Consider the following 14,158-nt stretch of genomic DNA (forward strand, 5'->3'; position numbering starts at 1 on the left):
ATCAACTATGTTTTTGCCTACAAGCTTGATATTCATGATATTGGCTACAGATTTTTTGAGTGTTTGTAAAATATGACCGTTGATTTCCACTGCAGGCACTCGCTTTCCGCGGGCGGTCCGTGAGCCTCCTCGGCGCTTTGCGCCTGTGGGGTCTCCCTTGGACGCGTATTCCCGCAGGAGTCTCGTACCTTCCGTTCCAATCAACTATGTTTTTGCCTACAAGCTTGATATTCATGATATTGGCTACAGATTTTTTGAGTGTTTGTAAAATATGACCGTTGATTTCCACTGCAGACACTCGCTTTCCGCGGGCGGTCCGTGAGCTTCTACATACAAAACGACTTATAATCGTTTAAATAAGAAAAATAAAAAGGATCTTACCAATAATATGGCGATAGAAACAGACGAAACATTCATCCGTATCAATAATAGTTACAATGAATATATCTTGAATACCGAAAAAATCGATTTAGTTGGACAGGAGAATGCTCTTAAAAGAGGAATGAATAAATTCATTCCTCTTTTTTATGCTGACCGGGCGTGAAAGGAACACCGGAGGCTTTTGTGATGATTTTCGAGATATCCGTATTATCAATGACCCCATCAAAGGCTTCACTGCCTGGACCCGCAGCAAAAACGGGAATCATATTAGCGGTATGTCCTCCTGTGGAACTGGCAGCCCGTATGCTTCGATCGGCTACACCTGCTTTATGGTATTTGGCGATAGTGCTTCCGATTTCCCATTCAATTCGATGCTTTGGATAGACAAGCGTTCTATTCTTTCTTACGTTATCGATGAATTGCTGCACTTCATGATCCGTGAGGGATATATGTGCATACTTCTTGAATACGGTTACCACGCTTTCAGGATTGATTTCATTATTTTTATCGAATGTAAGCTGTTTGGACATATATTCAGAAGAAACCCTAATCTTTTTCAATGCAGCGATATCCATCGTTTCAGAAGCGGAAATCCCCATTGTTTCATGGTCTGCAAGTACAACAATCAAAGTATCATTTCTGTTTTTTGCCCATTTCACAACCTCTTTCACGGTCTGGTCAAATTCAATCATTTCCTTCCATATTCCGGTTATATCGGCTGCATGCTCCATGGAGTCAATACGTGCACCTTCAGACATCAAGAAGAATCCCTTATCCCCCTGAGATAAAATATCAATCGCTTTGGCAGTCATTTCGGGAAGGGAGGGCTCTTGTGAATGTAACACTTCTTTATCAAGTTTGAAATTCATATAAGTGGGGTGAAATAACCCTAAAAGTTTTTCTTTTTTATTCATGGAACTTAGTTCTTCTTTAGTGGTGGTAAACGCATATCCTGCTTTTTTAAATTTAGCGATTAAATCCTCGCCATTCTGTTTATCCGCCTCGAAATAGCTGGCACCTCCGCCGAGGATGACGTCAATTTGGTTATCAAAGAGTTGCCTCGCGATATGTGCTCCGCCAGTCCAGCGGTTGGATACACTTGCACCAAAGGCAGCGGGAGTGGCATCGACTACCATATTTGTTGAAATGATCCCGACTTTTTTTCCATTCGCCTGAAATGCATCCAATATACTGTCTGCCTCCTCACCTTTTGCATTAACACCGATCATTTCATTGTTGGTTTTTATTCCGGTGGCAATCGCGGACCCACCTGCTGCCGAGTCGGTGACATAATTATTGGCGGAATATGTGCGCATCAGGGCGACGTGCTCCAGTTTTTCCAAATGTAATACACCTGTTTTTCCATATTCCAATTGTCGGGCGATTTCTATTGCACCTAGCCCCATGCCGTCGCCAATTAGCAAGATGACATTTTTGGGGGCATTTTTCGTTTCTGCCTGAATGGGAGAGTTCATGCAAATAAGGCAAAAAAGAACGAGTATTCCAAAGCGATGGGCCTGGGCAAGTTCATGAATGAATCTTCTGGATGTCTTCTTCATCTGTAATCCTCCATTTTGGGTGAAAGTCTTCCTATTATTTGTTAAAATCCATAAAAAAACCCCCTTCCTGGTATTCAAGAAGGAGGGAAGCTTTTATGCATGGATTTCTGCGCAAAAAGATTTTCTATTAATTACGATATATAGGTGATAATTAATAAACAGTAAATATATAACTGATATAATTTCACTAGAGGTCAATTGAAATAGGAGAGAGAACCCTATGCTATCGAGTATGAAAAAGTTCTTCAAAGAAGGCTCTAAAGACTTAAAGCGCATTTATAAGTTTGTAGAAGATGTGAATCGACTAGAAGGTAAATATGAAACATACTCAGATCAAGAACTAAGCGGAATGAAGGAAAAATTTAAAAACGCTTTGGATGCTGGGGAACATAAAATGAATATCCAAATCGAGGCTTTTGCGGTGGTTCGTGAGGCCTCTAAACGAGTGCTGAATCTTAGGCATTATGACGTTCAGATTGCTGGAGGTTTTGTCTTGAATGAAGGGGGCATCGCACAAATGAATACGGGCGAGGGGAAGACGCTTGTCTCTACTTTGCCTAGCTATTTACAAGCACTTGATGGGAAGGGTGTCCATATCATTACGGCCAATGAATATCTGGCCAGACGTGATATGGAATTAATGGGGGAAATTCATGAATTTCTAGGACTGACGGTTGGTTTGAACATTTCCCGAATGGATCCTACTGCAAAACGTGAAGCTTATGCGGCAGATATCACGTATGGAACGGCAACGGAGTACGGCTTCGATTATTTGCGTGATAATATGGTTTTCCGTAAAGAGGAAAAAGTGCAAAGAGGGCATCAATTTGCCATAGTCGATGAGATTGACAGTATCTTGATTGATGAAGCGAGGACGCCATTAATCATTGCGGGCAAGTCAAATGACGGAACCGAGCTTCATCAGATCACGGCAGAAATCTTGAAGTCATTTATAGAAAAAGAAGATTATGAAATTTTCATTGAATCAAAGGCTGTCTTTTTCACTGATCGAGGTGCTTCCAAGATTGAAGAAGCTTTTGGCATCGACAATTTGTATGAACTGGAGCATCAAGAGTTATTACATAATGCAACACAGGCGCTCAAAGCCCGTGCGATCATGAAATTGGATGTGGACTATATTGTCAGGGATGGACAGATATCATTAATCGATAAATTCACAGGCAGGGTGATGGAAGGAAGAAGCTTCAGTAATGGGCTACAACAAGCAATTGAGGCAAAAGAGGGCTTGGAGATTTCTGAAGAAAATGAAACACAGGCTTCGATTACCATCCAAAATTATTTCCGTTTATATCATTCACTGTCTGGGATGACAGGTAGTGCACTGCCTGCTAAGGCGGAATTCTGGGAAACATATCAGCTTCCCGTCATTGAAATTTCAACTAATAGGCCCGTTAATCGATTTGACGCAATCGATCTGATTTATAAGGATGATATCAGCAAAATCAATAAAATCGTCACGGAAGTAAAGCGGATTCATGAAGAAGGTAGACCTATTCTGATCGGGACGACATCCATTGAGCAATCTGAAAAAATATCGATTCATTTAGATAAGGTAAAAATCAAGCATCAGATTCTCAATGCAAAGACGGAAGAAGATGAAGCGGAAATCATCGCCAATGCCGGACAAAAAAATCAAGTCATGCTGGCTACGAACATGGCTGGAAGAGGAACGGATATAATACTGGACGACTCTGTAAAGGAGTTGGGCGGACTTCATATCATAGGTACGGAGCGGCACGAGAGTAATCGAATTGATATGCAGCTAAGGGGACGTTCCGGCCGACAAGGTGATCCAGGTTCCTCACAATTCATCATTTCTTTAGAAGATGATTTGTTTGATTACTATGATGAAGAAGAAGTCGAACGATATAAAAAGAAGATCAAAACGAATGAAAACGGATTGGTGATGGGCCCTGCACCCGATAAATTCGTGAAAAAGGTGCAGGAAACGATTGAGCAGTTGCATCATTCAAGCCGTAACCACTTATTGAAGTTGGAAGATGTATTGAATGAACAGAGTAAAATCATTTACACGATGAGAGATCGTATCCTTGATATGGAATCTGGCGGGATGTTGACCATTTTACTTGAATATATCGAAAAGTACATTCACAGGCTTGTGGAGAAATATTACTCTGAGCAAATAGAAGAACCGGATGTGACTTCCTTTATTGAAGAGCTTTCCCTTGTCTTCCTAACACTGGATTGGCAAGCGAATGATTTGAAGGATCTAGAAGGTCGAATCGTCGAGGGAAAAGCGTTGGATGCCTTAGGTGAAATGGAATCGATACTAGTAATGTTCCAGCACGATGCAGAATGGGGAAATCAGCTGCGTGCTTTCATGCTGCAGCATATTGATACTAATTGGATGAACCATTTAGACGTAATGAATAGTTTGAAGGAAGGCATTAGTTTAAGCGGGTATGGACAACAGGACTCATATATGTTGTTTGAAAAAGAAGCGCTTAATCAATTCAATCTTCTATTATGTAAAATAGAGTCGGAGATCAGCATTCATTTTATGGAATACGTAAAAAGCAATCAGTTAGATGAAGCGGCTTTGGAGAGTGATGAACGGTGAGTTTATTTGGAAAAAGAGATAAAAGGGTTATTGAAGGGAGAAATATGTTAGCTTCAGAAAATGAGATTGTCACCCAGGAAGACGTTGTTCAAACTTCTTTGGTGTTTCACAATGATTGGGAAGCGTCCAAGCAAGAAGAATATGTATACAAATTCCATCATCAAAGACTGCCATCATTAAAACCGAACCAAATTTCCATATCCGGCGTAAAGCTTACGAGGATGGAGGGTGATGTATTCATAGTTGCTTTTCTACGAAATTCATTGGAGAAAGCTGTCGAGTTCAATATCGTTCATTTACTTTTGGTGGATAATAACGGGGAATTATTGGCCAAAAAGGCATTTGATTTATCAAAGCTGGGTGAGTTACCAGCCCTTTCAAGCATGCCATGGCGTTTCGTATTCGAGGAAGAGGATATGTTGGCAGAATCGATTCCTGATGAAGATTGGAAGATCGTTTTTGAATGGAAGGGAAAGTAGCAAAATAACATATGATCTGACGGTAATCGGTAGCTTTTTTCCCGATAGCCAAACGAAAGCCCTCATCTATTTATTGATGAAGGCTTTTTGTTATAAGGGGAAGTATAATGACTAGTTTGACAACTTCCAAATATTTATGCTGTTTTCTGTGTGCATTTTCTCATAAATGGTAACGCTAAGTAATATTTATAAGTAATCTTCCGCAATCTGGCTGAACTAACACCTGGAAAATAATGAAGAGGAAAGTGGCAGGAGCATGAAATATAACCTAAATCGGCGATTGAGGGAGAGGCTATTTGAGATCCTGTCCGTTTCAATCGTGTCCATACTTTTCATTTATACGAATGATAGGATGGGTAATGACCTTTCAATCGGCATTTTTACAATCATCATCGGCGTTGCCGGTTTTATTGTTTATCTAAAGGAATGGATACCGAATCGGATCGTAAAGGGCATCCTTTTTTCAGTCTGTATTCTTTCAATCATGGCCTTTTTCCTTGGGGACATTTGGTTTTATCGCTATTACTCAACACCTATTACTTCCTATTTATGGATGCAACAAAGCAATCTGAATGGGCTCGGTGAAAGTATATTCAGTATGATGGACATGAAGGATGCTCTCTTTCTTTTGGTAGGCATTCCAATTGCCGAGTCGTTCGTGAAAAAAAAATACCCCCTAAAGCATATGGCACTTGTACCAGCCGTAATATTCTTTATGATAGCAGGGCTTAAGCCGGCAAAAAATATTTTTATCGACCAGGTCGATATAACCAGGCGTTATGAGGCGAATACCTTCTTGCGAACCTGGGGTCCGATCGGTCATCACGTATTGGATACGTATGCCTACTTTACTGACTCGGGAAAGCACGGGTTGTCTTCTAATGAAAAGAAGTCTGTTTCAGATTACTTCAATAAAAAGAACAGGCAGGACCATGCCTATTCAGGCTCACTGGAGGGTAAGAATATCATTATCATCCAGGTGGAATCATTACAGGCTTTTCCGCTATTTCAAAAGAGTGCCGGACAGGAAGTCACGCCATTCATGAATGAATTAGCGAAAGAGGGTTTATACTTCCCGCATGTATATCCGCAGACGGTATTTGGAAATTCATCTGACGGAGAGCTGATCGTGAATACCGGTTTATATCCTTTAAAGCAAGGTGCGACCTTTTTCCGATTCCCATATAATGATTTTCCGGGTCTTGCTAAAGAATTAAAGAAGTCGGATTATAAAAGCTACGCTTTCCATGGAGATGAAGAAGATTTTTGGAATAGGCAGCATGCATATCCCTCATTGGGGTTTGATGACTATGTTTCCATCGAGGATATGCAGCAAGATGAGATGATTTCGATGGGATTGGGAGACCGCAGTTTTTTCAATCAAAGCTATAATTTCTTAAAAGATGAACAAAAACCCTATTACGCTTTTTTCGTGACATTGACCAGTCATGTACCTTTTTCATTACCGAAGGAACAGATAACATTGAAACCTAAAGTAGGAAAAGAGGAAAGTTATCTGACTAAATATTTTGAAGCTATACATTATACAGATTCGGCTATAGGGGAATTCGTAAAGAAGTTGAAGAATGATGGAAAATTGAAAGACAGTGTAATTGTCATATACGGAGATCATGATGGATTATTTTTAAAAGATAAACACGAGGTTGAAGCTTATTATGAAAGTAAAATTAGCGATGACGAGTGGATCGAAAAGTATATGCCCATTCCGGTGATCATTTATCAGGAAGATATGGAAGGCAGGACGATTGATAAGGTAGCGGGGCAGGTCGACATTTTACCAACTCTTTATGATTTGTTCAATATAAAAAGTTTTTCATACTTTGGAGAGAGCATGCTGAATGGGGAAGAGGGCGGTGCTTTGATATTAAAAGGGGATTATGGTTCTCAAATGAAAATAAATGGCGAAGGCAAGGCCGTAGAACTTCTACCTGAGGACCAAAGGGAGATCAATCTGAGTGACCAAGTGATCCGTTCTGATTATTTTGATCAAACGAAGGAGTGAACTAAAAAAGAGGATGAATGATAAAAGTCATCCTAAAAACACTTGAACGTGCAGGTACTCGCTTTCCACGGGTGGTCCGCCCGCGGGGCGCTATTGTGCCTGCGGTGTCTCCCATGGACGCGCTTTTCCCGCAGGAGTCTCGCACGCCTGTTGCCATCAACTTTGTTTTAAAATAGAACGCCTTTTGTCCATGAAAAAAGAGGATGACAAAATGTCATCCTCCTCCATTATAATCCAAGATGTGCTTTGACACGGTTCTGGGCTTCGAGTTTCGTTTCTTCTGAAACAATGTTGTACCAAACGCCATCTACCTTTTGATTGTTACCTTCAAGTGTATATTGTTCAATATTTTTTAGTGATGATTTATAGTTTTTTTGGATACTCAACATTTCATTGAAAGTTAAATTGGTTTCAACGTTTTTACCTAATGCCTCGAATATATCGTCATAATTGGTAAGTGTTGATAGGCTTGACCCTTTTTTCATGACAGCTTGGATAACCTGGCGTTGCCGCATTTGCCGTCCGTAATCTCCGCGAGGGTCTTCCTTGCGGATTCGGGAATAAATCAATGCCTCTTTACCATTTAAGTCGATGGTGCCTTTTTTGAAGTTATATCCTTTATAGGAAAGGTCCATATCATTAGCAACTGTGACGCCACCTACAGCATTCACGATATCCTGAAAGCCTTCCATATTCATTTTGACGTAATAATCGATCGGGATATCCATATAGGCTTCCACTGTGTTGATCGACATGGAAACTCCGCCAAACGCATAGGCATGGTTCATTTTATCATTTGTGCCTTTACCGATGATTTCTGTACGCGTATCTCTCGGTAAGCTCAATAATTCAATGGATTCTTTTTTAGGATTAACCGTCATGATAATCATTGTATCTGATCGGCCTGTGTCATTTTTTCTTTCATCTACACCAAGAATAAGTAACGAAAATGGATCTTTGCTTTTGAACTTAATATCTTCTACACGTTTATCCGTTTTATGCTCTGTACCCTGCATAGTATGGATCGCACCTGCTAAAGATTGATAAACCGAAGCGGCATAAGCACCTCCGCCAATGAAAAGGATAAGTAGGGTAAAGCCGATTATTTTAAACGTTTTACGTTTCTTTTTCTTTTTTTTATGTTCGGATCTCATGTATATTCCTCCCTAGACCATCCATTAAAATGGAAGGTGTGAAAAAGTACCTATGTTTTTAACTATACCTTTTTTTTGTCAAAAATAGAATAGTTTCTTTTTGTAGATAGAGTGCATATTTTCCTGTTTACAATCAAAAAAACGAAGGAATCCCAGAAACAGAATTCCTTCGCTATCCATAATTCGGAATATTATAAAAATTCTTTAAGGGTATAAACTTGGATATTAAGAAGATTTCTAGTACATAAACTTGCCAGACTTTAAGATAAAGTCTGGCAAGTAAATCTTATAAACTTCTATAACCAATAATTTTACTTTTGAAATAAGAGTTTGAAGTAGTACTGATCGTTACGCCTTTACTTGTTGAGGCATGAATGAACTCCCCACCGCCCAAGTAGATTCCCATATGGCTTACCACTGATTTATTGGAACCTGTTGCAAAGAAGATAAGATCACCACTTTTAGGTGTAGTAACCTTTTTACCCATATCATAATATGTGGAAGATGAAAGCCTGGAAACTTCATATCCAGCCTTCTTGAATGTATAGTAAATAAACCCGCTGCAATCGAAACCTGCTGGGGAGGCGCCCGCCCATGAATAAGGAGTTCCAATTAATTTCTTTGCTTCAGAAACGACTTTGGTTACTTTGTTCCCAGAACTTGGGGCTTCTACTTGTCCATCATTTTTATCTGCAGGGGCTGTACTGGTTGATTTGCTTAATTTTAGTTTTTGTCCAACTCTGATTAAATCAGACTTTAACGAGTTGATTGATTTAAGTTGAACCACAGTCAAGTTGGTTTTTCTGGAAATTTTGGAAAGGGTGTCACCTTTCACCACAACGTATGTAGCTGAATGGGCTGGGGTCTGTGTAACATTCGATGGCTTGGAGCTGCTGGGTAAATCAATGGTAGTGGTAGTGGTTGATTTAGATACGATAAGTTTTGCACCTGCATAAATTCTGTCTGATTTTAAGTTATTCAATTTCATCAATTCAACAAGTGTAAGGTTATGCTTGTTTGCTATCCTTGTTAATGTATCACCAGGAACAATGGTATATGTCGTATTTTTTGTTTTTTTCACGGAAACTGAAGATGCATTTGATGTTGTTTTGGAGTTGGATATAATTAGTTTCTGATTGATTTTCAAGAAGTCTGATTTTAGGTTATTAAGCTGTTTTAAGTCCTTTACCGTCGTATTGTGCTTCTGGGCGATTTTACTTAAGTTATCGCCGCCTTTGACTGTATATGTACTGGCAAGGGCAGGAGAAACAAAAGTCGAAGATAAAATGGCTAATGTCGAAAATGCGACTACACTTTTTTTCACGGTTTTCCACCTCAAATATGTCTTTTTCCCTATTCTAACAAATTAAATGGGAATATTTATATTACAATTTTATTACAAGGGGAAAATAGTAGTATTATACTGGTTTAAATTGGTTGGAATTGAGTAATAAAATCTACATTTTTTTCTATATTATGAGTCTTTTTTCACAATTTCAACTTGAGCGCTTTCGTTTGTCATACCATGTAAAAATGGCTCTAATTTTAGAATGTTCATTTCCTGCCTCACATAATTTCACATTGTGGTGTAATTCTTCTTTAACAGAAATAACCCACTTCGTTTTACGAAGTGGGTGAATGGTTTTACTTATAAAGGAATTCAACTAAATTCCTGCTTGATTTTCCTGTAGAGTATTGATTCCATTTTTGTTTAAAGGGAGCGATTTTCATTAACGAATGTTGATCGGGCACTCGGATTTTCCTTAAGAGCTCTTCTGTGGTGGATACGACCGGTCCAGGCATGGAAGAGGAGTAATCCTCCCAAAAGCCTCGTTCCTGTACATACTTTTCCAGGTCATATGCAAAGAAAATCATCGGTCTGTTTAAAAAAGAGAATTCAAATGGAATCGAAGAATAATCGGTAATTAAAAGATCCGTACTGATTAGCAGTTCATTTACGTGAATATCACTATTAACAGGGTAAACGAACCCTGGAAATTGATGTTGGAAATCATGTTCCGCTTTTACCGCTGGATGCAGTTTAAGTAATAGCGCATAATTTTCCCCCTGCAGTTCCTTGTAGAGTAATTCCAAATCTAATGCAATCTCTCCGCTGTTCAAGCCATCATTACGAAATGTAGGGGCATATAACATGATTTTCTTATGCTCAAGTTCTGGATGCTTGGCAAGCAACGCACTACGTGCAGCTTTCTTTGACTCATCATTGAAAAAGAAATCGGTCCGAGGTATCCCAGTCCTTAGTATATGTGATGATGGTAATTGAAAACTTTCTTGAAATATTTCCGCCATTCGCTCTGAACCTGCCGTAATATAATCAAACTTTCGATAGACCTCTAAAAACCTTTTCCTCGCTCCTGCAGAGCGGGTTTGAATGGAAGGGTCTTTTGCCCCGAATTGCTTAATGGCACCAGCCGCATGCCATACTTGAACACAAATCACTTGTTTTTTGAATGAAATAGCTGAAAGAAAGCCATAATAATTATCAATGATAATCCATTTGGATGTTGCGAGATGATAAATCGAACGGATCATGGCAATGATATTTTTAGATTCAAACGGAAGGACGATGGTTTGCCCATCGTCCTCCACATGTATATGACTGCTCGGTTTCATTAAAAATACTTTTTGAACAGAAATGTCCTGCTTGTCCATTTCGTCGGCAATATATTGGCAATTATCCCCGAATGAGGTGACAAAGGTCGTTTTGTCTTGTAAAGGGAAAAGTTTAAAGATAGAGAATAAAACTTTGAAACAAAGTAGATAAATCCCTATCACGAATTCTTTAGCCATTCGTTACTTGTAAAAGGTCATCTTTGATTTGGGATGTGGAAATGCCGATTGTTCTTGGCAGGTAGACCACTTCACAAACTTCAGCTAATTCATCGAATTGACCTTTCCAGTCATCTCCCATTACAAAGGTATCTACGCCTTCACGAACGATGTCTTCTCTTTTTTGTTCCCATTTGTCTTCCGGTATGACTTCATCCACATAGCGGATTGATTCAAGGATCATTTTTCTGTTTTCAAAGCTATGATAAGCTTTTTTGTCCTTTAAAGCATTGAATTCATCTGTGGAAATGGCAACGATAAGATAATCCCCTAAATCCTTAGCGCGTTTTAATAGATTGATATGACCCCAATGAAGCAAATCAAAGGTTCCATAAGTGATTACTTTCTTCATATTTATTCCTCCTGTACAAATGTATTTATATATTTAATCTTGATGGTCGCAAAAAAAAGAGTGTTTCGTTATTTATAAATGATCAAGCTTAGATGTCTTGTCTATCTAATTATAACAAATAAAATTTACAATTGAACCACAAAAATTTTACAATCCTGTTAGATTATAAAGATAATGTAAATCGTAATTTTGGATTCAATTCTATAATTTAATTGGTTGTTTATCAAGAATGAATAACTAAAGTTATATTGATATATCGTGATAATCAGAGTTTTAGTATAACACATAACTAATTCAATAAAAGGAAGGTATATTTCATTTATGTTAAAAATGGCTAGGTAATAGACCGGATACAATTTTTTTGCTAGACTTGTTTAGGTTTCCGAAATTAAAAATGACAATTGTTTGAACTCTTCAATTAATTATTGAAAATTCAAGGCAGAAAATAAGTCATTGTTATAAAATAAATGATATTAGATAAAAGTAAGTTTGAAATTAGATGTTTGTAATCCTATAATATTCTTATTTGAAGCATATGGATGCTTGCTGCCGAGAGGGGAATTTCTTCAAAATGGAGAACTATATTTTTAAGAATAGAAAAACAATGAATGTTCGGCTTGTTGATGAAGTTTATTATATAGAAATAGCCATAAGACAGAGTTTTCTTGAGGGCATAGAGAGTCACTCTTTTATTTTAACGAATAGATACAATATAGATGATATAATCCGTTTGGATTTTTATGTGAAAGATCAAACGGATGATTATTTTTTATTTGAAGTGAAGCTGCCGTATCATCCACTAGAAAATCGCCTTGTTGATGGTGAAATGTGGGATTTGCATATCCTTCGGGAAATCGAAGGTGCACCTGTTACAACACGGATAAAAAGTAAAAAGCGCCAGTTGAATTTCTTTTCCACTCTGAATGAAGACCGTAAGAAAATGTTTTATCCATTTGCGACAAAAAGAGGTAACCTTTCCTTTTATGCGAATGATTATAAGATGTTTTCCTTTTTTGAAGATATTGAGCTTCAAAAGGATGGCACTTTTCATTTTAATGGCCATTTTAATTACCCTCCATTATTCCAATTGGATGAGCTTGAATTCAAAAAGGTTGAATTACTGGTCAGGAATAATTTAAATGAAGAAGAGGTTATCATACCTTTGACTGGTTTTGAACGTAAAGACCTACTGGAAAGGTTTCCAGATATCAAGCTTCATGAAAATATCGGTTTTCAAGGCGAGGTCGACCTGAGATCTGAAATCGATGGAGAGCAGCCAAAGTATTTCATGTTCTATACAGTTCTGCATTATGAAAGAAATGGTGAATTGGAAGAAATAAGAAGTGTTCGGATGAAATGCAGTACTATAAAGGATCTGGCTGCAAAAAGAATAATTAAAGTACAGGATAAAAAAATACAAATTCAAATAAAAGCAACAAAAATATCGAAGTACTTTTCTTTATCTGCATCTAAATATAATTTTAAAACGCAGGTTCTCAAAAAAGCGAAGAGTACATGGGTGAAAACCAGAAGAAGTAAGCGTCTAAGGAAATGGTATAAGTCAGCTTTTGCTGTATTGAGCTTGCTTATTCCAGCCAATAAAAAATTGGCGGTATTCGAAAGCTATCATGGCAAGCAATATAGCGATAGCCCTAGGGCCATATATGAATACATGAAAGAGAATAACCCGGACTATAAACTGGTGTGGAGCGTCGACCGTGCTTCAATGAAGTATTTTGCTCAAAAGGATGTAGAGTATGTCAGACGTTTTTCCATCCGATGGTTATTGATCATGACGAGGGCAAAGTACTGGGTTAACAATGTACGATTCCCGCTGTGGATTCCAAAGCCTAAACATACGATATATATTCAAACATGGCATGGAACTCCCCTTAAGCGTCTTGCGATGGATATGGATGAAGTGCATATGCCTGGGACCAATACGGACAAATATAAAGCGAACTTCTTGAGGGAAGCGAGTAACTGGGATTATCTAGTTTCACCAAACGCGTATTCCACAGAGATTTTCCAAAGGGCATTCCAGTTCGACCGGAAGATGATTGAGTCAGGTTACCCTCGTAACGATTTCTTGCATAACTCCAATAATGAAGAGACGATTAATGAGCTGAAAAGGAAGTTCAACCTTCCGCTTGATAAGAAACTTATTTTGTATGCCCCGACCTGGAGGGATAATCAATTTTTCAGGAAAGGGAAATATAAGTTTAATTTGGAGCTGGATTTAGCTCGGATGCAGGAAGAGCTTGGCGACTCCTATATTGTCATCATGCGTATGCATTATTTAGTGGCCCAGAACATGGATCTTTCCGAATTTGAAGGCTTCGCTTATGATTTCTCTCATTTAGAGGACATTCGCGAACTATATTTGATATCTGATTTACTAGTGACGGACTATTCCTCCGTATTCTTCGATTATGCGAACTTAAGAAGACCTATGATTTTCTTTACGTATGATATAGAAGATTACCGTGATAACTTAAGGGGCTTCTATTTTGACTTTGAAGAGAAAGCACCTGGTCTTTTGACGAAGACCACAGAAGAACTGATTGAAGAGGTCAGGAATATCGAAAGAAGCCATTTCAAATTAAGTGAACGATTTGAAGAGTTTTATCAAAAGTTTTGCTATTTAGAATGCGGGGAATCCTCTAAACGCGTTGTAGAGGAAGTGTTTGTGAAGAGCAATACTACTGTTTAGATGGCATTCAATGAGATCATGAATATACCGGCTGTTTAACAGTCG

Annotated in this window: 9 protein-coding genes; 4 read left to right on the plus strand and 5 right to left on the minus strand. The window is 38.4% G+C overall.

Annotation, left to right across the window (positions count from 1 at the left end; all coding sequences use genetic code 11):
* Positions 1 to 512 precede the first annotated feature (512 nt).
* Positions 513 to 1,940 (minus strand): alkaline phosphatase, encoded by a 1,428-nt coding sequence (locus ACFWE9_RS11390; RefSeq protein ID WP_230159073.1) that lies wholly within the window; start codon positions 1,938 to 1,940, stop codon positions 513 to 515.
* A 220-nt stretch (positions 1,941 to 2,160) separates the two neighbouring features.
* Here ACFWE9_RS11390 and secA point away from each other — a divergent pair, with 220 nt between their 5' ends.
* The 3 genes from secA (at position 2,161) to ACFWE9_RS11405 (ending at position 7,044) form a co-directional block, all read left to right on the plus strand.
* Positions 2,161 to 4,542 (plus strand): preprotein translocase subunit SecA, encoded by a 2,382-nt coding sequence (gene secA, locus ACFWE9_RS11395; RefSeq protein ID WP_230159072.1) that lies wholly within the window; start codon positions 2,161 to 2,163, stop codon positions 4,540 to 4,542.
* 44 nt (positions 4,543 to 4,586) lie between these two features.
* Positions 4,587 to 5,021 (plus strand): SLAP domain-containing protein, encoded by a 435-nt coding sequence (locus tag ACFWE9_RS11400; protein WP_230159071.1) that lies wholly within the window; start codon positions 4,587 to 4,589, stop codon positions 5,019 to 5,021.
* Positions 5,022 to 5,277: 256 nt separating this feature from the next.
* Entirely contained in the window at positions 5,278 to 7,044 is a 1,767-nt protein-coding gene (locus tag ACFWE9_RS11405; RefSeq protein ID WP_230159070.1) for an LTA synthase family protein, read from the plus strand.
* A gap of 227 nt (positions 7,045 to 7,271) precedes the next feature.
* Here the strand turns inward: ACFWE9_RS11405 and ACFWE9_RS11410 are convergent, their stop codons facing one another.
* From ACFWE9_RS11410 to tagD, 4 genes are all read right to left on the minus strand, one after another.
* Positions 7,272 to 8,198: an LCP family glycopolymer transferase gene (locus tag ACFWE9_RS11410; protein ID WP_230159069.1), complete on the minus strand. Its 927-nt coding sequence runs from the start codon at positions 8,196 to 8,198 to the stop codon at positions 7,272 to 7,274.
* Positions 8,199 to 8,484: 286 nt separating this feature from the next.
* A complete protein-coding gene (locus ACFWE9_RS11415) occupies positions 8,485 to 9,522 on the minus strand; it encodes a C40 family peptidase (protein ID WP_230159068.1) in 1,038 nt (345 codons plus the stop codon).
* Positions 9,523 to 9,842: 320 nt separating this feature from the next.
* On the minus strand, positions 9,843 to 11,009 hold the full coding sequence (locus ACFWE9_RS11420) for a CDP-glycerol glycerophosphotransferase family protein (protein ID WP_230159067.1): 1,167 nt from the start codon (positions 11,007 to 11,009) through the stop codon (positions 9,843 to 9,845).
* The gene (tagD, locus tag ACFWE9_RS11425; protein ID WP_230159066.1) at positions 11,002 to 11,400 is read right to left on the minus strand and encodes a glycerol-3-phosphate cytidylyltransferase; all 399 of its coding nucleotides are present in this window, start codon (positions 11,398 to 11,400) and stop codon (positions 11,002 to 11,004) included. The genes ACFWE9_RS11420 and tagD overlap by 8 nt, the downstream gene beginning before the upstream one ends.
* 571 nt (positions 11,401 to 11,971) lie before the next feature.
* On the opposite strand from tagD, the gene ACFWE9_RS11430 reads away from it, so the two are divergent.
* Entirely contained in the window at positions 11,972 to 14,113 is a 2,142-nt protein-coding gene (locus ACFWE9_RS11430; RefSeq protein WP_290370587.1) for a CDP-glycerol glycerophosphotransferase family protein, read from the plus strand.
* Positions 14,114 to 14,158: the final 45 nt, after the last annotated feature.

Source organism: Peribacillus sp. NPDC060253, from assembly GCF_042727425.1.
GTDB lineage: Bacteria > Bacillota > Bacilli > Bacillales > DSM-1321 > Peribacillus.